Here is a 20,191-nt window from a genome sequence, read left to right as displayed (position 1 = left end):
GACGGGCCCGGTGCCATAGGTAAAGACGAAGGTCGAGAGCTTGCGCATGCGGCCAGTATGGACCATCGCCCGAGCGGGACGAGCGCGGGTTCGGATGGTGAGACAAAGGCGCCCCTCGCCGCGCCGGTAGAATCGACATACAGACTCCTCCCCGCCGGAAGGCCGCCGTAGTGTCATCAGCGAATCCCGCTGCCGCGCCCGACGCCGTACTGGTCGTCGACTTCGGCGCGCAGTATGCCCAGCTCATCGCCCGCCGCGTCCGTGAGGCCCGGGTCTACAGCGAGATCGTCCCGTCCACCATGCCGGTGGCCGAGATGCTGGCCAAGAACCCGAAGGCGATCATCCTCTCCGGCGGCCCGTCCTCCGTGTACGAGGAGGGCGCCCCGCAGCTCGACCGCGAGATCTTCGAGGCCGGCGTCCCCGTCTTCGGCATGTGCTACGGCTTCCAGCTGATGGCCACGACCCTCGGCGGCACCGTCGACAACACCGGCGCGCGCGAGTACGGCCGTACGCCGCTGCACGTGTCCCGGTCGTCCTCGACCCTCTTCGAGGGCACCCCGGCCGAGCAGCCGGTGTGGATGTCGCACGGCGACGCCTGCTCCGCCGCCCCCGAGGGCTTCACCGTCACCGCGTCCACGGACGTCGTTCCGGTCGCGGCCTTCGAGAACGACGAGAAGAAGCTGTACGGCGTGCAGTACCACCCCGAGGTGATGCACTCCACGCACGGCCAGCAGATCCTGGAGCACTTCCTCTACCGCGGCGCCGGTCTGCGTCCCGACTGGACCACCGGCAACGTCATCGAGGAGCAGATCGAGGCGATCCGCGCGCAGGTCGGCGAGAAGCGCGCCATCTGCGGCCTGTCCGGCGGCGTGGACTCGGCGGTGGCGGCCGCCCTCGTCCAGAAGGCCATCGGCTCGCAGCTGACCTGTGTGTACGTCGACCACGGCCTGATGCGCAAGGGCGAGACCGAGCAGGTCGAGAAGGACTTCGTGGCCGCCACGGGCGTCCAGCTGAAGGTCGTCGACGCGCAGGAGCGGTTCCTGGCGGCGCTCGCCGGGGTCTCCGACCCCGAGGAGAAGCGGAAGATCATCGGCCGGGAGTTCATCCGGGTCTTCGAGCAGGCGCAGGCCGAGATCGTCGCCGAGGCGCCGGACGACCACCCGGTCGAGTTCCTCGTCCAGGGCACGCTCTACCCGGACGTCGTCGAGTCCGGCGGCGGTACGGGCACGGCCAACATCAAGTCCCACCACAACGTGGGCGGGCTCCCCGAGGACCTCGAGTTCCAGCTGATCGAGCCGCTGCGCAAGCTGTTCAAGGACGAGGTCCGGATGGTCGGCGCCGAGCTGGGCCTGCCCGAGGAGATCGTCCAGCGGCAGCCCTTCCCGGGCCCCGGCCTCGGTATCCGGATCGTCGGCGAGGTGACCAGGGAGCGCCTGGACCTGCTGCGCGAGGCCGACGCCATCGCCCGCGAGGAGCTGACGGCCGCCGGTCTCGACCGTGACATCTGGCAGTGCCCGGTCGTCCTGCTCGCCGACGTCCGCTCGGTGGGTGTGCAGGGTGACGGCCGGACGTACGGCCACCCGATCGTGCTGCGGCCCGTCTCGTCCGAGGACGCGATGACGGCCGACTGGACGCGTATGCCGTACGACGTGCTGGCGAAGATCTCGACGCGGATCACCAACGAGGTCAAGGACGTCAACCGGGTCGTGCTCGACGTGACGTCGAAGCCGCCGGGCACCATCGAGTGGGAGTGACTCCGCACACCGGAGTGACCCGCGCCTGACGCGGACGCGGGTGCCACGCGCCCGACCGGAGCCGTCGCCTACTTCCTGTGGGCGGCGGCTTCGAGCGTCGCGAGGGTGAAGTCGTCGTACCGGAACCCGGGAGCGACGACACAGGTGACGAGGACCGGCTCGTCGCCCGTCGGCTCGGCCGCCTGCCAGGTGCCGGCCGGGACGAGGAGCTGGGGCTGTTCGCCGGTCTCGACGCCGGGCCCCAGGACCAGGTCCCAGGGGCGGGACGGCTCGTCGCCCGCGCCGCCCAGGGAGAGGAGCAGGGGGCCGCCGCGGTGCCAGAGCCACAGCTCGTCGGAGCGGACGCGGTGCCAGCGGGACCGCTCGCCGGGGTGCAGCAGGAAGTAGATCCCGGTGGCGAACGTACGGGGACCCGGATAGCCGCGGGGCCTGGTCGTGCCGGCCGTCCGCCAGGTCTCGCGGAACCAGCCGCCCTCGATGTGCGGCTCCAGGTCGAGTAGCTCGACCAGCGGGGAGAGCGGGTGCCGGTCGGTCTCGTCCATCCGGTGCACCTCCGTCCTGTGCGACGTCTCTGGTCAGTTGTCGTGACCGGCGGTAACTTCCGGCCATGAGCGAAGCCGAGGCACCTGCACCGGTACCGGTCGAGCGGCTGCACTTCGCCATGCCGCCCGTCCACGCGTCCCTCGCCGACGAGCGGGCCCACCGCAAGCAGCGGCTGGCGGGCGCGCTGCGCCTGTTCGCCCGGCTCGGGTACGAGGAGGGCGTCTCCGGGCACATCACCGCGCGGGACCCCGAGTTCCCCGACTGCTTCTGGGTCAACCCTTTCGGCGAGCCCCTGGCCGGCCTCACCGCCGCCGACCTGATCCTGGTCAACGGCGACGGGCAGGTCGTCGAGGGGACCCGGCATGTCAACCAGGCCGCGTTCACCGTGCACGCCGAAGTGCACCGGGCACGCCCCGACGTGGTGGCCGTGGCGCACACCCACTCCACGTACGGCCGGGCGCTGGCCGCGCTCGGGGAGCTGATCGAGCCGATCACACAGGAGGCGTGCGCGTTCTACGAGGACCACTGCCTGTACGACGCGTACACGGGGGTCGTCGTGGACGCCGCCGAGGGACGGCGCGTCGCCGCCGCGCTCGGGGGCCGGAAGGCGGTCGTCCTGCGCAACCACGGGCTGCTGACGGTCGGCGACTCGGTCGACGCGGCGGCCTGGTGGTTCATCACCATGGAGCGGTGCAGCCAGGTGCAGCTCGTGGCCCGCGCGGCGGGCCGACTCGTGTCGATCGAGCACCGGGAAGCGGTCGCCACCCGCGACCGGCTCGGCGGCGACCTCGTCGCCTGGATCAACTACCAGCCGCTGTGGCGCCTCATCAGCCGCCCGGACCCCGGCCCGCAGTCCTGACGCGGGACGAGTAGGGGCGGGGCGCGACCTCACCCGTACGGCGGCCCGCCGGGCACCGGCCCCGGGAGCGGTGCGGGTCCGCGGTGGGACCGGAGCGGTACGGGTCCGCGGCGGAGGCCGGAGCGTGCTCGTGGCCCTGTCCGGGTGCGACCGCAGTGGCGGGCCCGTGAACCGGTGCGTCGCCCGCCGCGTATGCACGGGCGGGAATGCCGAGGAGAATCGGTTCCGGGGACAGCCGTGTGGAGAGGCAGGCCGGCGATGACGCACACCTACCGGGCGAGAGCGAACTACGGCGACGGTGGCGAGCCGCCCGGCCTGCGGGCGAGCGCCGCCCGGTACGCGCTGCTGCCGCTGCGCGTCTTCCTGGGCGTCACCTTCATCTACGCGGGCCTCGACAAGCTCACCGACGCCGCCTTCATGTCGGCGACCGGCACCGGTTCGATCGGCGAGATGATGCGGTCCGTCCGTGACTCGTCCGCCGTGCCCTGGCTCGTCGACCTGGCGCTGAAGAGCCCGGAGGGGTTCGGGTACGGCATCGCGCTGGGCGAACTGGCCGTCGGGCTCGGCACCCTCGTCGGCCTCCTGGCGCGGCTCGCCGCGCTGGGCGGGGCGCTCATCTCGCTCAGCCTGTGGCTGACGGTGAGCTGGCAGTCCGACCCCTACTACTACGGCAACGACCTCGCCTACCTGATGGCGTGGCTGCCGCTCGTGCTGGCCGGTGCGCCGCTGCTGTCGCTCGACGCGGCCCTGTCCGCGCGGCGGCGCCGGGCGCGGTGACCGATCCAGCCGGCGGCGCCCGCCAGGACCAGCCCGGCGCACAGCACCGGCAGGCCCGCGTACCAGGGCGTGTCCCAGGCGCGGGTCGCGTCGCCCGCGTACAGCGCCGCGATGCCCAGGCCCGTGAGGCCCATGACCAGCCGCCCCGGCCGGAACCCGTGGCGCCGCCGGCGAGGCTGCCCGGGGTGGGCGGCGGCCCGCTCATGAGGTGGCACGGGTGACCTCCAGCTGTCCGAGGGCGACCTCCAGGGTGAGGTCGAGGGTGCCCGCCGGGGCGGTGCCCCGGGGCGGGGCGATCGTGCGGACCGCCTCCCGGTCGGGGGCGACGTCGATGTCGTTCGCCGGCTCGGCGGGGAGCCGCAGGTCGCCGAGGCCGACCTGGGCGTGGACCCGGACGGTGACGTTCTCCGGCACGACGACGTGGAGGCGGCCCGCGCCGACCTCGGCGCCGGTGCGTGCCGTCCGCCCGGCCGGGAGGGCCAGCCGGGACAGGTCCAGGGTGCCGACGCCGGTGCCCAGCTCGTAGCGGGGCCGCAGGTCCGCCGCGGTGGCCGGCCGCCAGTCGGTACGTATCCACTCCGTGCCGATCTGCCGGGGTATCAGCGCCGCGCCGGCCAGGAGCACGGCGGTCACCACCGTCATGAAGATCGTGCCCACCCCCGTCCGGCCCCCGAACGAGCCGGCGACCAGGCCGAGCGCGAACACCGCCAGCGCGCACACCAGCCCGATCTGGAGGCAGACGCCGAGCGGCTGCGGCCCCCAGGACAGGCCCGTGCCGAGCCCGCCGGCCACCAGGGCCAGCAGGAACACCGGGCCACCGATGGAACGCGGGCCCCGCGCGGCGCCCGCCCCGGCGGGCCCGCCCTGACCGGCGCCCTTCGCGGGGCGCCGCAGGATCGCGTCCTCCACCCCCGCGCCGTCCTCGGGGCCCCACAGGTACCCGAGCGGGACGGGCCCCGAGGTGCCGTCCTTGACGATCGGCTCCCGCCACCACGACGGGGACTCCGGGGGCGGCGGCGCCTTCGTCTCCGGCGGTGCCTCCGCCACCGTGTGCGCCGTCGCGTGGTCCGCGGCCGCGTCGGGGCCGTCGGCGAGCCGGCGCCGCCGCGACCAGACGGCGGCCCCGCTCACCGAGAGGATCAGCAGCACCGAGAAGGTGATGGTGCTGCCGTTGCCCAGCATCGACAGGAACAGGCCGCAGCCGACCAGCGCCATGAGGAGCGCGATCAGCGAGGCGCCGTCGACCCGGCCCGCCATCAGCCGCCGCGCCTCGTTCTCGTCGTCGCCCTCCGCCGTGACGGCGAGCCAGGCGAAGCCGTAGAAGACCAGGCCCAGGCCCCCGGTCACGGCGAGCACGCCGGTTGCGACCCGGAAGATCACCGGGTCCACGTCGTAGTGCCGCCCGAGCCCGCCGCACACGCCCGCCACGACCTTCCGCCGCGTGGTGCGCCGCAGCGGCGGGTGGGGCGGCGCTCCATCGGCCTCGGCGGGAGCGGGGGTCGTACGCGTCATACGTCCATGGTGACGGCCCGTGCGCCGCGTGGGCACCTTCCGCGACCCTGGCCCGTCCCTGATATTGCCCTCACGGGCCGCACCCGGGACCGGGCGGCGTCTCAGGGTCGGATGGGGGTTCGGATGAGGGACGGCCCTGATGTCCGGCGCCGTCGGGCGTGTGACCATCGGGGCATGCCAGTCGCCGCCCGCCCGCCCGAGACGACCGACGACCCGCCCGTGCGCAGGCTGTACCGCAGCGCCGACGGGCGGATGCTCGGCGGTGTCGCGCGCGGCCTGGCCGGGCACCTCGGGCTGCCCGTCGTGTGGGTGCGGCTGGTCTTCCTGGCCCTCTTCGTCGCCGACGGCCTCGGCGTGCTGGTGTACGCGGTCTTCTGGATCGTCGTCCCGCTGGGCGTGGGCGGCCGGTCCGCCGAGCCGCGCTCCGTCTTCGCGACCGCGCCCGACGGCCGGCGCCGGCTGCGCAAGCCCGACAAGGGCCAGATCGTGGCCCTCGTCGCGCTGGCGATCGGCGCGGCCGGGTTCGTCACCAGCGTCGACCTCGGCGGCGACGCCAACCGGTACGTGTGGCCGACGCTCCTCGTCGGCGTCGGTGTCGTCCTGGTGTGGCGGCAGGTGGACAACGCGCGGCGGGCGAGCTGGACCGAGCCGGGCCGCCGCAAGCGGATCTTCCAGCTCGTGCGGGGCCTGGCGGGCGTCGCGCTCGTCGGCATGGGTCTGACGGTCTTCATGGTGGTGCGCGGCTCGGCGGCGCAGCTCGGCACCGCGCTCACGGCGGCGATAGCCGTCCTCGCCGGGATGGCGCTGCTCGCGGGCCCCTGGCTGGTGCGCATGTCGCAGGACTTGTCGGAGGAGCGCACCATGCGCATCCGCGCCCAGGAGCGCGCCGAGGTCGCCGCCCATGTGCACGACTCCGTCCTGCACACCCTCACCCTGATCCAGCGCAACGCGGACGAGCCCGGCGAGGTCCGCCGACTCGCCCGCGCGCAGGAGCGCGAGCTGCGCAACTGGCTGTACCGGCCGGAGGGCAACGGCAAGGACGACGACCAGGAGCCGGAGACCCTGGCCGAGGCGGTCAAGAAGAACGCGGCGGAGGTCGAGGACAAGCACGGCGTCCCGCTGGAGGTGGTCGTCGTCGGCGACTGCCCGCTCGACGAGGGCCTGGCCGCGCAGATGCAGGCCGCGCGCGAGGCCATGGTCAACGCGGCCAAGTACGGTGGCGAGGGAGGGGCGGTGCAGGTGTACGCGGAGGTCGAGGGCCGCACGGTGTTCGTGTCCGTACGGGACCGGGGGCCGGGCTTCGACCTCGATTCCGTGCCCGCCGACCGGATGGGCGTACGAGAATCGATCATCGGCCGTATGCGGCGCAACGGCGGTACCGCGCGGCTGCGGGCGGTGCCGGGCGGCGGCACCGAAGTGGAGCTGGAGATGGAGAGGGCGGACGGATGACCGAGGAGACGACGACCGGGGGCGCGGGACGTCGGGTGCGGGTCGTGCTGGTGGACGACCACCGGATGTTCCGCACCGGCGTGCAGGCCGAGATCGGCCGCACCGAGACGACCGGGGTCGAGGTGGTCGGTGAGGCCGCCGACGTCGACCAGGCGGTCACCGTGATCACCGCGACCCGCCCCGAGGTGGTCCTCCTGGACGTGCACCTGCCGGGTGGCGGCGGTGTCGAGGTGCTGCGCCGCTGCGCGAGCCTGATGTCGGCCCCCGAGAACCCGGTGCGCTTCCTGGCCCTGTCCGTCTCGGACGCCGCCGAGGACGTCATCGGCGTCATCCGGGGCGGTGCGCGCGGGTACGTCACGAAGACGATCACCGGGGCCGACCTCGTCGACTCCGTCTTCCGCGTCCAGGACGGCGACGCGGTGTTCTCGCCGCGGCTGGCGGGCTTCGTGCTGGACGCGTTCGCCTCGACGGACGCCCCGCCGGTCGACGAGGACCTGGACCGGCTCACCCAGCGCGAGCGGGAGGTGCTGCGGCTGATCGCGCGGGGATACGCGTACAAGGAGATCGCCAAGCAGCTGTTCATCTCGGTGAAGACGGTCGAGTCGCACGTCTCGGCGGTGCTGCGGAAGCTCCAGCTCTCCAACCGGCACGAGCTGACCCGCTGGGCGACCGCCCGTCGCCTGGTGTGACCGGAAACCCGGGCGGGCCGGGTGAGTGGACCGGGCATCCGTGTGGCCAATTGTGAGATAAACGGCACATAGGAGTGGCAACCAGTACGGCGGTGGGCCCCTCCTATTCACCGTGATGAGCCTGACGGGTACTCCCTTCTTCGTGACCGCGGCCGTGCTGGCCGTGGTCGCCGTCCTGCTGCCGCTGGCGCTGTGGAGCCGTGTGCGCGGCCCCGCCGTCGTCCGGGGCGCGACGCGGCTGGGCATGCTGGCCTTCGCGCAGATCACCGCGATCCTGGTGGTCTTCGTCGCGGTGAACAACGTCAACGGGCTCTACGACAGCTGGGACGACCTGCTCGGCACCAGCGACCACGTCGACTCCGCCATCGACCTCGGCACCGACGGGCTCGGCGGCCGGCGCATCGCCGACCTGCCGAAGGTCAAGCAGACCTTCGCACCCGTCGACGACCCCGCCATGGGGCCCGGCGTCCGCAGGGCCGTCCTGAAGGGCGGCATCTCCGGCGTGCAGGCCGAGGTGTACGTGTGGCTCCCGCCGCAGTACGACGACCCCGCCCACAAGGACCGGAAGTTCCCCGTCGTGGAGCTGCTCTCCGGCTTCCCCGGCTCCCCGAAGTCCTGGTTCGTCGGCATGCACGTCAACGAGCAGCTGGAACCGCTGATGCGCAACGGAACGGTCGAGCCGTTCATCCTCGTCGCGCCGCGCAGCCACCTCCTCGGCCACACCGACACCGGCTGCGCCAACGTCCCCGGCAAGATCAACGCCGACACATGGCTCAGCGTCGACGTCCGCAAGATGGTCACCGACAACTTCCGCGCCGCGACCACGGCCGACGGCTGGTCCGTCGCCGGCTTCTCGTCGGGCGCCCACTGCGCCACCAAGCTGGCCATCGCCCACCCCGACCGCTACCGGTTCGGCATCAGCCTGTCCGGCTACAACGACCCGGCCGCCGAGCCGTCCTCGCTCACCGGCAAGGACCCCGGACTGCGGCACGCCCACAACCCGCTCACCATGCTCAAGACCGCCCAGGTGCCGCCCCGCGTCACGCTGCTGCTCACCGGCGACGGCGCGGACGGCTACGAGCAGGGCGTCGCGCTGCGAGAGGTGTCCAAGCCGCCGACGCGCATCGACGTCCGGCAGGTCTACGGCGGCCACCGCACGAGCACCTGGGTGCGGGAGGTGCCGTCGGCCTTCCAGTGGCTGACACAGCAGTACCGCGCCGAACGCGCCGGAGCCGCCCAGGACGAGACCGCCCAGGACGAGACCGCCCAGGACGAGACCGCCCAGGACGCGGAGACGGACGCGGGCGCGGGAACGGGCGGAGACGGCGGCGCGGGCGCGGACCGGGGTGAGGGGTTCGGCGCCGGTACGGACACGGGCGCGGGCGCCGGGAGCGGCGCGGGTGGCGCGGGCGATCCGGTCGGGGCGGGCCCGGGGACCCTGTCCGTCGGCGGCCGCCCGTAGGGTTCGGGCGCAGGAGAGACGCGGCGGCGGGCTCACGCCACGCGCGTCGCGCCCGCCCACGGCATCTCGTCGATCGGAGCGATCCGGACGGGGGCGCCCGGCCGGGGCGCGTGGATCATCCTGCCGTCGCCGACGTAGAGCCCGACGTGGCTGACGCCCGAGTAGAAGAACACCAGGTCGCCCGGGGCCAGCGCGGACCGCGGCACCCGTCGGCCGGCGTCGATCTGGCTGTAGGTGGTGCGGGGCAGCGCCACCCCGGCGGAGCGCCACGCGGCCTGGGTGAGCCCGGAGCAGTCGTACGAACCCGGGCCGGTCGCGCCCCACACGTACGGCTTGCCGAGGGCGCCGTACGCGTACGCGACGGCCTGCGCGGCGCGCGTGCCCTGCACCGGGGCGGCGGCGCCGACGGGCGCCGGGCCGGTCGCCGCGCCGGCCCCGGCGGAACCGCCGTCGTAGGCGGCGCGCTGGGCGGCGGTGAGCCGGTCGAGGAGCTTCTCGGCGGCCCCGATCCGGTCCTGGACCGTCGCCTTGTGGCGGGCGAGTTCGGCCCGCCGCGCGGCCAGGTCGCGGAGCCGGCCCGTGGCCTCGGAGTGCAGCCTGGCGAGTTCGGCGGCCTGGCCTGCGGCGGCGCCGACCGCCGCGGCCTGGCGGTCCCCGACCCGGTCCGCGACGGCGGCGCTGCGGAGGTAGGCGTCCGGGTCGCTGGACAGCAGGAACCGGGCGGCGGGGTCGAGGCCGCCACCCCGGTACTGGGCGGTGGCCACGGAGCCGAGCGCGTCGCGGGCGGCGTTGAGACGGGCGGTCCGGCGGGCGGCCTCGTCGCGCAGGGCCTTGAGCGCCGCCTCGGCCCGCTCGGCCTCCTCCTTGACGCCGTTGTACTTCTCGGTGGCCTCCTCGGCCTCCTGGTACAGCCGGTCGGCCTGTGCCCTGACCTGGGCGGGCGTCTGGCGGGGTTCGGCGTGTCCGGAACCCTCGAAGGCGGTGGCGGTGGCCGCCCCGGCCAGTGCCAGGGTGACGGCGGCACGGCCGCTCAGCGGGTGCTGCCTGGGTTTCCGGTGCGCTGCCACGAGGGCGGTCACTTCCCTTCGCCGGGGGTGGGTCTGGGGGAGGACGCTAAACCTGGAGGTCACGGCCCGGCGGCGGCATGACCGCAATTGGCCCCAGGTGAGGGTTCACGAACGAATTCGCCGGAGCGGGCACGCTCGGAATCCCGCATTCCGTATCAGCCGCGACCGATGCGACCGTTGAGGCAACCCTGGCCGGGGGCCGGTGATATGGCCCCGGTTAGGGTGCGGCCCATGGACGCACTCATCAATGTCTTCGTCGCACTGCACGTCATCGGTATCGCCAGCCTGCTGGGCGGCTTCCTGACCCAGATGAAGGCGATGGGTGAGGGAACGGCGCGCTTCAGCCCCGCGATGCTGCACGGCGCCCTGACCATGCTGGTCACCGGCGTGGCCCTGGTCGGCCTCAACCAGGCCGACGACCAGGCCGTGAACAACGTCAAGATCGGTGTGAAGCTCGCGGTCCTAGTCGTCATCCTCGCCCTGGTCTACGTCAAGCGTGACGAGGAGAGGGTCGACAAGGCGTTCTTCGGGGCGGTCGGCGGCCTGACGGTGGCCAACATCTTCATCGCCACGCTCTGGACCTGACCGCCGGCCGGCGGGCCCGGCGGAACCGTCAGGCCCGCCGCGCCCGCCGTGCCCGCCGGGGTCGTTCGTCCGCCTCGGGTCAGGCCGGGCGCACGGCGCTGTGCACGGGCATGGAGTACACCGACTCCTCGCGGACGCTGTCACCGGGCCTGGGCGCGTGGATCATCTTCCCGTCGCCCCGGTAGATCCCGACGTGGCTGACGTCGTCGTGGAAGAACACCAGGTCCCCCGGGCGCAGGTCCTCCACGGCCACCCGCTGCCCTTCCATGACCTGCTCCCGCGTGGTGCGCGACAGGTAGACCCCCGCCGCCCGCCACGCGGCCTGGGTGAGCCCGGAGCAGTCGTACGAGCTCGGGCCCGTCGCGCCCCACACGTACGGCTTGCCGATCTGGGCCTCGGCGAAGGCGAGGACCTCGCGGGCCTTGGCCGTGGGACCACTGCCGCCGTCCAGCCCCACGCCCGCCGGCGCCGGCCCCGGCGCCTGTGCCTGCGCCTGCGCCTGCGTGAAGCCCAGGTCCGGCGCGTGCGCCTGCGTGAAGCCCGGCTCCTGGCCGGGCGCCTGGCCGAGGTTCACGCACGGCATCTCCGCCCGTACCCGCTCCCCGGCCGTCAGCCGGGCGAACAGGGCCCGCGCCTCGGCAAGCTTGCGCTGGACGGTCTGCTTGGTGGTGCGTAGGGAGGCCTGCGAGGCGGCGAGGGTGTCCGGCTCCGACGTCGCCGCCGGCCGCTGCTCCTCTCCGCCCCAGGTCCCGGCCGCGACTGCCGCCGTGGCTGCCGTCGCCGGCGGCTCGTACGGCGTGAGCGGTTCGGGTTCCCGGTCGGTGAGCCGGTCCATCAGCTGCGTCCGGTCCATCAGCTGTGTCCGGTCCACGGAGTCCTGCGGGTCGTCCGCGAGGGTCAGCGAGGCGGCCGGGCCGGGTCCGCCCGAGCGGTACGGGGCGGCCTCGGGGGCGCCGAGGGCGCGACGGGACCCGTTCGGCGCTTCCGTACGCCGCGCGGCGCCGTCGGCCGTCCGGCCGGCCTCGCGCCGCTGCGGGGCCGGGGCTTCCGTGGCCTTGGGGATCCTGGGGAACTGCAGCGTCGCCGTGCCCGCCTGCCGGTAGAGGTCGTCGACCTTTCTCTGGACCTCCTCGACCGTCGGCCTGCCGTCCGGCTTGCTGTCCGGGTCGCTCACCGGCGTGGCCGGTCCGTCCGTCCGGGGTGCGGCGGTCGCGCTCTGTGACGACAGGAGCGTGACCGAGGCCAGGGCGGCGGCCGTCGTGACCCCGACGGCGGGGGAGTGGGCATGCAGGGTCTGCAAGGTGCGCGGTGCGCGCGGCTTGCGATGCGACGCCAAGGCCGGCATCTCCTTCCGTGGACCGCCTACCGGGTTAGCTGTCAGGTTCGGGCGGAACGGAAGGTGCCCTACGGCCGTGCCCGAGGGGCTGCGGGCCGATTCACCTCGGTCGTGCGTGTGGGTCCCCGGTTCCGAACTGCCCCGAGGGCAGCACGAATTCGGCGTGGGCGATCCGACTGGCGTGGTTCGCCGAAGAGAAAACGGACCGCCTGGGCGAGCACGCTAGCCAACCTGTGGTGGTGCTGTGAAGGATGATGTTCGATATGCCCGATACGTTTCCGTGACCTTGGCGTGATGTCGCCGACTCGGTACGGAGGGTGACGAATCGGGCCGGTTCGCGGTTCGTCCACGGGTGTCAGTGGGGCCGCCTAGACTCGATAGGCGATGAGCAGCCTCTTTGACGACAGCTTCCTGGCGGACCTCCGGAACCACTCCGAGGAGCCCCCGCCGCCGCCCGAGGACTCCGAGGGCCCCGGGGACGCCCCGGCCGCGGAGGAGGTCCCGCACGACCTCTTCGGGGACCGTTTCGACGTTCCCCCGCCCCGGGACACCCACTACCGCGACGGCGCCCACCGTCCCGTCGTCGACCCCGCCGCGCTGCTGGAGGGGCTGAACGAGCAGCAGCGCGCCGCCGTCGTGCACACCGGCTCCCCGCTGCTCATCGTCGCCGGTGCCGGATCGGGCAAGACCCGGGTGCTGACCCACCGCATCGCCCACCTCCTCGGCACGCGTCACGTCCACCCCGGCCAGATACTGGCGATCACCTTCACCAACAAGGCCGCCGGCGAGATGAAGGAGCGCGTCGAGCAGCTCGTCGGCCCGCGCGCCAACGCCATGTGGGTCATGACCTTCCACAGCGCGTGCGTCCGCATCCTGCGCCGCGAGTCGAAGAAGCTCGGTTTCACCTCGTCCTTCTCGATCTACGACGCCGCCGACTCCAAGCGGCTGATGGCGCTGGTCTGCCGCGACCTGGACCTGGACCCGAAGAAGTTCCCGCCCAAGTCGTTCAGCGCCAAGATCTCCAACCTGAAGAACGAGCTGATCGACGAGGAGACCTTCGCCGACCAGGCCGCTGGGGGCACCTCCCACGCCGAAGGCGTAGGGGGAGGCTTTGAGAAGACCCTCGCCGAGGCGTACCGGATGTACCAGGCGCGGCTGCGCGAGGCCAACGCCCTGGACTTCGACGACATCATCATGACGACGGTGCACCTGCTCCAGGCGTTCCCGGACGTCGCCGAGCACTACCGCCGCCGCTTCCGGCACGTCCTGGTCGACGAGTACCAGGACACCAACCACGCCCAGTACACGCTCGTCCGCGAGCTGGTCGGCACCGGGTACGAGGACCTGGACCCGGCCGAGCTGTGCGTCGTCGGTGACGCCGACCAGTCGATCTACGCCTTCCGCGGCGCGACCATCCGCAACATCCTCCAGTTCGAGGAGGACTACCCGGACGCCACCACCATCCTGCTGGAGCAGAACTACCGCTCCACGCAGACCATCCTCTCCGCCGCCAACGCGGTCATCGAGCGCAACGAGAGCCGCCGCCCCAAGAACCTGTGGACCAACGCCGGCGAGGGCGCCCGCATCACGGGGTACGTCGCGGACACCGAGCATGACGAGGCGCAGTTCGTCGCCGACGAGATCGACCGGCTGACGGACGCGGGCGACGCCAAGGCCGGTGACGTCGCGGTCTTCTACCGGACCAACGCCCAGTCCCGTGTCTTCGAGGAGATCTTCATCCGCGTCGGCCTGCCGTACAAGGTCGTCGGCGGCGTCCGCTTCTACGAGCGCAAGGAGGTCCGGGACGTCCTCGCCTACCTGCGCGTCCTGGCCAACCCCGAGGACACCGTCCCGCTGCGCCGCATCCTCAACGTCCCCAAGCGCGGCATCGGTGAGCGCGCCGAGGCGATGGTCGACGCGCTGGCGCTGCGAGAGAAGATCACCTTCCCGCAGGCGCTGCGCCGCGTCGACGAGGCGTACGGCATGGCGGCCCGCTCGGCGAACGCGGTGAAGCGGTTCAACACCCTCATGGAGGAGCTCCGCACCGTCGTCGACTCGGGCGCCGGCCCGGCGGTGGTCCTCGAGGCCATCCTGGAGCGCACGGGATACCTGGCCGAACTCCAGGCCTCGACCGACCCGCAGGACGAGACCCGTATCGAGAACCTCCAGGAACTGGCCGCCGTCGCCCTGGAGTTCGAGCAGGACCGCGGCGAGGGCGAAGGTACCGGCACCCTGGCCGAGTTCCTGGAACAGGTCGCCCTGGTAGCCGACTCCGACCAGATCCCCGACGAGGACGAGGAGGGCTCCGGCGTCATCACGCTGATGACGCTGCACACCGCCAAGGGCCTCGAGTTCCCGGTGGTGTTCCTGACCGGCATGGAGGACGGCGTGTTCCCGCACATGCGCGCCCTCGGCCAGACCAAGGAGCTGGAGGAGGAGCGCCGCCTGGCGTACGTGGGCATCACCCGCGCCCGCGAGCGGCTCTACCTGACGCGGTCGACGATGCGCAGCGCGTGGGGGCAGCCCTCCTACAACCCGCCGTCGCGGTTCCTGGAGGAGATCCCCGGCGCGTACCTGGAGTGGAAGCGCACGGGTGCGACGGCCAAGCCGTCCGGCCCGGTGTCCGGCATCGCGTCGTCGCTGTCCTCCTCGCTGTCGTCACGCTCGCGGTCCGCCGGCCCCTCCGGCTTCGCCACGCGGCGTACGACGGACAAGCCGGTGATCTCGCTGGCGGTCGGGGACCGGGTGACGCACGACCAGTTCGGTCTGGGCACGGTGATGGCGGTGACGGGAGCGGGCGCGGACGCGCAGGCGACCATCGACTTCGGCGACGAGAAGCCGAAGCGGCTCCTGCTGCGGTACGCGCCGGTCGAGAAGCTGTAGGGGCCGGGCGGCCCCCGGGCTCAGGAGGTCGGGTCGAGGCCGTGGCCCCGCAGCCACGGCAGCGGGTCGATCGCGGCGCCGCCGCCGGGCCGTACCTCGAAGTGCAGGTGCGGTCCGGTGGAGTTGCCGGAGTTGCCCGAGTAGGCGATGACCTCGCCGGCCTTGACCTCACCGGAGCGGATCTTGGTGCTGCTGAGGTGGCAGTACCAGGTCTCGGTGCCGTCCTTGGCGGTCACGATCGCCATGTTCCCGTACGCGCTGTTCCACTGGGTGCGTACGGTGCCGTCGGTCGCGGCCATCACCGGCGTCCCGTACTGCACGGGGAAGTCGATCCCGGTGTGCAGGGACATCCAGTTGACGCCCGCCTGACCGTACTGCGCGCTGAGCTGGTGCAGGGCGACCGGGAGCGCGAACTTGGGACGCAGCGCCTCCTTGCGGGCCGCCTCCGCCTCGCGCTTCTTGCGCTCCGCCTCCTGGCGCTCCTTGAGGTCGATGCGCTCCTGGGTGCGGCTGGCGCGGTCGCCGAAGTCGCGGGCGTCGGCGCTGAGCGCGGCCAGCTGGGTGTCGAGTTCGCTGTTGGCGACGACCGGCTTGACCGTGGCCGGGTCGGCGGCGGTCACCGTCTTCTCGTCGCTCTTGGTCTCGCCGGTGCCGCCGGGGTTGAGGCCGCTGACGGACGCGGCGGCGATGCCGGCGACGCCCATCACGCAGGCCGAGGGCACGGCGACGGTCAGCAGCGCGGAACGCTTCGCGGGGGTGCGGCGGCGCCCACGGCTGCCGCCACCGCCCTGGCCGGCGCGGCGGCTGGGGCGGGGGGCGACGGGCGTGAGCGCGGTCTGGGTGAGGCTGTCGTGCAGGCCCTCGGACCCGGTCGCCTGCTCGGCCCCGTGCTCGGGCTCCGGGGTGAACTCGGCCCCGTGCTCGGCCTCGTGAGCGAACTCGGCCTCAACAGCGAACTCGGGCTCGGCGGTGAACTCGGACTGCGGGGTGAACTCGGGCTCCAGGGTGAACTCGGGTTCGGTGGCGAGCCCGGTCTCCGTCAGGTGCCTGGTCTCCGTCAGGTGCTCGGCAGGCGTCTGCGCCGGGTGCGCCTGGTCGGCCGCCGCGTAGTCGTACTGCTCGGGGACGGTGAACGTCTCGGTCGGCGCGGGGGCATGGTTCCAGGCGGTGGCGTCATAGGCGCCGGTCTCGAAGGCGGCGGTGGCGCCGGCGGCCTCGGCGGTCAGGTTCCACTGGCCGGTGGTGTCGTACGCGCCGCTCGCCTCGCTCCACGCGCCGGCGTCCCACTGCCCCGTGTGCTGGGAGTACTCGGCGTACCCGGTCGTGTCCGTCGTGGCCCACTGCTGGGTCGCGGCGGCGGCGCCCCACTGGGAGGAGTCGTACTGGCCGCTGTGGTCGGCGTAGTAGCCGCTGCCGCTGCTGTCGTAGGCGTTCGCCTGGACGTTGTCGTACGTGCCGGGAAGGGCGCCGAAGAGGGGATCGGTGGCGAAGCTGCCGGTGGAATACGCGTCGTCTCCGACGTACCCGGCGTGGGGGGGCTGGTCGTTCACCAACTTCTCTCTCGCCTCGGCAGCAGAACCAGATCCGGGCGGCCCCGGCTACGGGGGACCCAGAGGGGGAAAGCAGTGGGCGCGACTGTACCCGGCGGTATGCGCAAGCGACAATCTTCCGTGGGTTTTGGCCCAGCGGGAAACGGGCATTCGGCCGCCTTTCGGCGGAGTGCGGGCAGAGCCTTGGCCCTACGTTCGAGAGCTGTTCGAAACCGGAGTGGGTCGCGTCAGGCCACGGACGCGGAATCAGATGTTCCGGCGGTCGCCCCACCGGAGTCCAGGACCTGGCGGACGCCCGCCGCGACCGCCGGGTGCACCGGCAGGGCGAGATGACCGATGCCCGTGACGCGCACGTTCTCCGCGACCAGGTCCGGATGCTCGACGCGCGCCGTCTCCACGGGAACCATCCACTGGTCCAGATCGCTCCAGAAACCCACGAAGCGCGTACGGCAGCCGGGCGCGGGGGCGCTGAGCTCCCGCAGTACGGACGAGCCGGGGCGCATCTGGCGCACCAGGGGGTGCGCGCCCGCGAGCGGTGCGACGGTCGTGCCCGCATGCGGCGTACCGAGGGTGACCAGGGTGCGTACGCGGTGGTCGCCGCCGAGCCGCTGTACGTAGTAGCGGGCGATCAGCCCGCCCAGGCTGTGGCCCACGATGTCCACCTCGCGGTGGCCGGTGCGGTCGCAGATCTCCTCGATGTGACGGCCGAGCAGCTCGGCGGCGGCGCGGACGTCGCAGGTCAGCAGCGAGTAGTTCAGGGACTCCACATGGCGCCGGCCGTGCCGGACGAGGGAGCGGCGCAGCAGGACGAACACGGAGCGGTTGTCCACGAAGCCGTGCAGCAGCACGGTCGGCGGATGGACGTCCGCGCCGGCGGACGGTGTCGCGCCCGCGATCCGGGTGGCGCCGGTGGCGAGCGGCCGCCGCTCCGGCGCCATGCCCGTGGGGTAGAGGACCAGGTGGCCGGCGAGGATCGCCAGCTCCAGGACGGTGGCCCTGAGCAGCGCGGTCGACAGCGTCAGGGGGAAGAAGGGCAGGAGCTTCCAGGGCAACAGGACCTTCACGGCCGACCTCCGAAACCGGGGTGCCGTCTCGGAGAGGGTGGCGGCGCGGTCGCACCGCCGCGCCGCGCGGCTGGCGGCACGGTGATACGACGACCTCGTTACGGCTCCCTAGACGCCGCCCCGGCTCGCGCGAGGCGGCCGGGCCGCCCGATGCGGGTACGACGCTTGGCGAACATGTCCCACGTGTGATTTCCCCCTCCCTGCTTACCGTGAAACGGCGGGTTGCGGGATGCTGTAGATAACGTTCGTTCACCTCCCCGGGATTTTGGTACGGGGGACGCATGTGGAGGCAGTGATGGGTGTGACCGGTCCGATCCGCGTGGTGGTGGCCAAGCCGGGTCTCGACGGCCACGATCGCGGCGCGAAGGTGATCGCGCGGGCGCTGCGTGACGCCGGTATGGAGGTCATCTACACCGGCCTCCACCAGACGCCGGAGCAGATCGTCGACACGGCGATCCAGGAGGACGCGGACGCGATCGGTCTGTCGATCCTGTCGGGCGCCCACAACACGTTGTTCGCCAAGGTGATCGAGCTGCTGAGGGAGCGCGACGCGGAGGACATCAAGGTGTTCGGCGGCGGGATCATCCCCGAGGCGGACATCCCCCCGCTGAAGGAGAAGGGCGTGGCGGAGATCTTCACGCCGGGCGCGACGACGACGTCGATCGTCGACTGGGTCAACGCGAACGTCCGCGTTTCCGCCGAGGCGTAACCCACCGGGGCGCCCGCCCCGGCCCCGCCCGGGCGCGCCGCGCGCTGGGCGTGCTGCCCGTGCGGGCGTTGCGCTGCGCGGGTCGCCCCTGCGGGGTCGGTTGCCGTCGGGGTCCGCTCCGGGAGGTGTGTCCCGGGCTCTCCTTCGCAGGCTCAGTCGTCTTACGCCCGGAACACACCCCCTGCGCGTCCCCCTTCGAGGCGGCCCCAAGGTCTGCGTCGGCTTCCACCTGCGCCCGCCCCGCACCACCGGCGAGAGCCGGGACGGCCGTGTCCGCAGACACCCGACCGTCACCCGGGGCCGAGGCCCAGGCCCGTTACCGGGGCCCCGGGGTGGACGCCCCGGTGAGTTCGGCGAGCATCGCCGCGCGGAGCCGCAGCGTGGCGACCAGCCGCTGGAACGCCTCGGACCAGTAGCCCCCGGCGCCCGGCGAGGCGCCTTCCGGCTCGTCCGGGACGGCGGTCAGGACCTCCAGCCGGTCGGCCTGGCCGGGGTCGAGGCAGCGTTCGGCCAGCCCCATCACGCCGCTGAAGCTCCACGGGTAGCTCCCGGCGTCGCGGGCGATGTCCAGCGCGTCGACCACCGCGCGGCCGAGCGGTTCGGTCCACGGCACCGCGCAGACGCCCAGGAGCTGGAACGCCTCCGACAGCCCGTGCGCCGCGATGAAGCCGGCCACCCACGCGGCCCGTTCCCCGTCTGGCAGGACGGACAGGAGTTTCGACCGTTCGGCGAGGGACGAGGTGCCCGGGCCGGTCGCCGGGGGTGTCGTGGGCGGGCCGAGCAGTGCCCGGGCCCATGCCGCGTCCTGCTGCCGGACCGCCGCCCGGCACCACGCGGCGTGCAGTTCGTCCCGCCAGCCGTCGGCGACCGGCAGGGCGACGATCTCCTCGGGCGTGCGGCCGCCCAGCCGGGACGGCCAGAGGGCGAGCGGGGCCGACTCCGCCAACTGACCCAGCCACCAGGACCGTTGGCCCCGGCCCGAGGGCGGGTCGGGCAGGACGCCGTCGCGCTGCATGCCCGCGTCGCACTCGTGCGGCGCCTCGACCGTGATCGACGCCGCTCCCCCCGTACGGTCGAGGCCCACGCAGGTGGACGCCCGGTCGGCCATGCGGCGGGCGAGCGCCGAGCGGGGCAGGGCGGACAGCAGCTCGGCCGCCGTGGAGCGGACGTTGCGGCTGCGGTCGGAGAGGGCCTCTTCGAGGAACGGCTCGTCGGCGTAGGTCAGTCCGGTGCGCAGCGAGTCGAGGAACATCAGCCGGTCCTCGGCCCGTTCGGTGGACCAGGTGGACGCCAGCAGGGTGGCCGCGGCGGCCGCGTCGTGTTCCCGTACCGCTCCGAGAAGGGCGACCCGCTCGGCGAACAGGCCCTCCTCCCACAGGCGCCGTACGCCGTCCCGGTCCGTGGGGTCGGGCAACGACGTCCCGCCCGGGGCGCCGCGCAGGGCGAACCGCCAGTCCGGGTTGAGCCGGGCCAGCCACAGCCCGCGCGGCCCGGCGAACGTGAGCGCGGCCGGCCGCAGGTCGGTGCGGGCCCGGCCCGCGTCCAGCAGGGCGGGCAGCAGGGACGCGGGCGCCCGGTGGCCGTGTGCGTTCGCGGCGGCGAGCCACTGGGGCAGCAGCTCGGTGAGGTCGGGCGCCGTGCCGCGGCGGCCACCGGCGGCGGGCGCGCCGGAACGGCCCGCGAGCAGCTGGCCGAGCCGGAGCCGGGCCGCCTCCGGCAGCGGTGGCCGTTCGTCGTCCGGCGCCGGCTCGGGCAGGGGCGAGGCGGGCGGCGCGGGCAGCAGGCCCGCGCGGCGCCGCACGGTGTGCACGGCGGCGGCATCCAGCAGGGCGGCCGGCGCGTCCTTGCCGGGCGCCCGCGCGAGCACCTCGGGCGCGGGCGCGCGGCGGTCGGTGCCGAGCAGCGCCGAGGTGACGAGGTCTTCCCAGGTCGTGGTGGTCATCGTGTCCTCC

17 protein-coding genes and 1 riboswitch are annotated in these 20,191 nt (G+C 73.3%); of the genes, 9 read left to right on the top strand and 8 right to left on the bottom strand.

Annotated features, from left to right (window positions below; all coding sequences use genetic code 11):
* Window positions 1-170 precede the first annotated feature (170 nt).
* The gene (gene guaA / locus EIZ62_RS12485; protein ID WP_156692783.1) at window positions 171-1,754 is read left to right on the top strand and encodes a glutamine-hydrolyzing GMP synthase; all 1,584 of its coding nucleotides are present in this window, start codon (window positions 171-173) and stop codon (window positions 1,752-1,754) included.
* A 68-nt stretch (window positions 1,755-1,822) separates the two neighbouring features.
* Here guaA and EIZ62_RS12480 read toward each other — a convergent pair whose 3' ends face one another.
* The gene (locus EIZ62_RS12480) at window positions 1,823-2,296 is read right to left on the bottom strand and encodes a cupin domain-containing protein (RefSeq protein ID WP_156692782.1); all 474 of its coding nucleotides are present in this window, start codon (window positions 2,294-2,296) and stop codon (window positions 1,823-1,825) included.
* A gap of 65 nt (window positions 2,297-2,361) precedes the next feature.
* On the opposite strand from EIZ62_RS12480, the gene EIZ62_RS12475 reads away from it, so the two are divergent.
* Entirely contained in the window at window positions 2,362-3,156 is a 795-nt protein-coding gene (locus EIZ62_RS12475; RefSeq protein WP_156692781.1) for a class II aldolase/adducin family protein, read from the top strand.
* Between the two features lie 258 nt (window positions 3,157-3,414).
* Window positions 3,415-3,933: a DoxX family protein gene (locus tag EIZ62_RS12470; RefSeq protein ID WP_156692780.1), complete on the top strand. Its 519-nt coding sequence runs from the start codon at window positions 3,415-3,417 to the stop codon at window positions 3,931-3,933.
* Here the strand turns inward: EIZ62_RS12470 and EIZ62_RS12465 are convergent.
* Together EIZ62_RS12465 and EIZ62_RS12460 are read right to left on the bottom strand one after the other, a co-directional pair.
* On the bottom strand, window positions 3,840-4,148 hold the full coding sequence (locus EIZ62_RS12465; RefSeq protein ID WP_244375650.1) for a hypothetical protein: 309 nt from the start codon (window positions 4,146-4,148) through the stop codon (window positions 3,840-3,842). The genes EIZ62_RS12470 and EIZ62_RS12465 overlap by 94 nt on opposite strands.
* On the bottom strand, window positions 4,135-5,445 hold the full coding sequence (locus EIZ62_RS12460) for a PspC domain-containing protein (RefSeq protein WP_156692779.1): 1,311 nt from the start codon (window positions 5,443-5,445) through the stop codon (window positions 4,135-4,137). The genes EIZ62_RS12465 and EIZ62_RS12460 overlap by 14 nt, the downstream gene beginning before the upstream one ends.
* A gap of 174 nt (window positions 5,446-5,619) precedes the next feature.
* Between EIZ62_RS12460 and EIZ62_RS12455 the strand changes: the two genes are divergently transcribed.
* The 3 genes from EIZ62_RS12455 (at window position 5,620) to EIZ62_RS12445 (ending at window position 9,045) form a co-directional block, all read left to right on the top strand.
* Window positions 5,620-6,894: an ATP-binding protein gene (locus tag EIZ62_RS12455; RefSeq protein WP_156692778.1), complete on the top strand. Its 1,275-nt coding sequence runs from the start codon at window positions 5,620-5,622 to the stop codon at window positions 6,892-6,894.
* Window positions 6,891-7,583 (top strand): LuxR C-terminal-related transcriptional regulator, encoded by a 693-nt coding sequence (locus EIZ62_RS12450; RefSeq protein ID WP_156692777.1) that lies wholly within the window; start codon window positions 6,891-6,893, stop codon window positions 7,581-7,583. Before EIZ62_RS12455 ends, EIZ62_RS12450 begins: the two co-directional genes overlap by 4 nt.
* Window positions 7,584-7,698: 115 nt before the next feature.
* Window positions 7,699-9,045: an alpha/beta hydrolase gene (locus tag EIZ62_RS12445; RefSeq protein WP_341873943.1), complete on the top strand. Its 1,347-nt coding sequence runs from the start codon at window positions 7,699-7,701 to the stop codon at window positions 9,043-9,045.
* 32 nt (window positions 9,046-9,077) lie between these two features.
* On the opposite strand, the gene EIZ62_RS12440 is transcribed toward EIZ62_RS12445, so the two are convergent.
* Complete coding sequence (locus tag EIZ62_RS12440; RefSeq protein WP_156692776.1) at window positions 9,078-10,112, bottom strand: C40 family peptidase; 1,035 nt, start codon at window positions 10,110-10,112, stop codon at window positions 9,078-9,080.
* Window positions 10,113-10,343: 231 nt separating this feature from the next.
* Here EIZ62_RS12440 and EIZ62_RS12435 point away from each other — a divergent pair, with 231 nt between their 5' ends.
* Window positions 10,344-10,697, top strand: a complete 354-nt coding sequence (locus tag EIZ62_RS12435) for a hypothetical protein (RefSeq protein WP_156692775.1) — start codon at window positions 10,344-10,346, stop codon at window positions 10,695-10,697.
* Between the two features lie 79 nt (window positions 10,698-10,776).
* On the opposite strand, the gene EIZ62_RS12430 is transcribed toward EIZ62_RS12435, so the two are convergent.
* The gene (locus EIZ62_RS12430) at window positions 10,777-12,042 is read right to left on the bottom strand and encodes a C40 family peptidase (protein ID WP_156692774.1); all 1,266 of its coding nucleotides are present in this window, start codon (window positions 12,040-12,042) and stop codon (window positions 10,777-10,779) included.
* Window positions 12,041-12,207: riboswitch (cyclic di-AMP (ydaO/yuaA leader) on the bottom strand. It overlaps the preceding gene by 2 nt.
* 210 nt (window positions 12,208-12,417) lie before the next feature.
* Between EIZ62_RS12430 and pcrA the strand changes: the two genes are divergently transcribed.
* The gene (gene pcrA, locus EIZ62_RS12425; RefSeq protein ID WP_156692773.1) at window positions 12,418-14,916 is read left to right on the top strand and encodes a DNA helicase PcrA; all 2,499 of its coding nucleotides are present in this window, start codon (window positions 12,418-12,420) and stop codon (window positions 14,914-14,916) included.
* Between the two features lie 20 nt (window positions 14,917-14,936).
* On the opposite strand, the gene EIZ62_RS12420 is transcribed toward pcrA, so the two are convergent.
* The gene (locus EIZ62_RS12420) at window positions 14,937-16,466 is read right to left on the bottom strand and encodes a M23 family metallopeptidase (RefSeq protein WP_156692772.1); all 1,530 of its coding nucleotides are present in this window, start codon (window positions 16,464-16,466) and stop codon (window positions 14,937-14,939) included.
* 227 nt (window positions 16,467-16,693) lie between these two features.
* Window positions 16,694-17,530, bottom strand: coding sequence for an esterase/lipase family protein (locus EIZ62_RS12415; protein ID WP_244375648.1), 837 nt, complete (start codon window positions 17,528-17,530; stop codon window positions 16,694-16,696).
* A gap of 295 nt (window positions 17,531-17,825) precedes the next feature.
* On the opposite strand from EIZ62_RS12415, the gene icmB reads away from it, so the two are divergent.
* Window positions 17,826-18,239 carry a coenzyme B12-dependent isobutyryl CoA mutase small subunit gene (gene icmB / locus EIZ62_RS12410; protein WP_156692771.1) on the top strand — a complete coding sequence of 138 codons (414 nt, stop codon included), beginning with the start codon at window positions 17,826-17,828 and terminating at the stop codon, window positions 18,237-18,239.
* 316 nt (window positions 18,240-18,555) lie between these two features.
* Here icmB and EIZ62_RS12405 read toward each other — a convergent pair whose 3' ends face one another.
* Entirely contained in the window at window positions 18,556-20,181 is a 1,626-nt protein-coding gene (locus EIZ62_RS12405) for a DUF5691 domain-containing protein (protein WP_156692770.1), read from the bottom strand.
* Window positions 20,182-20,191: the final 10 nt, after the last annotated feature.

Source organism: Streptomyces ficellus, from assembly GCF_009739905.1.
GTDB classification, from domain to species: Bacteria; Actinomycetota; Actinomycetes; order Streptomycetales; family Streptomycetaceae; genus Streptomyces; species Streptomyces ficellus_A.
Note: the sequence above shows the minus strand (reverse complement) of the source record. Positions and strands in the feature narration are given on the sequence as shown.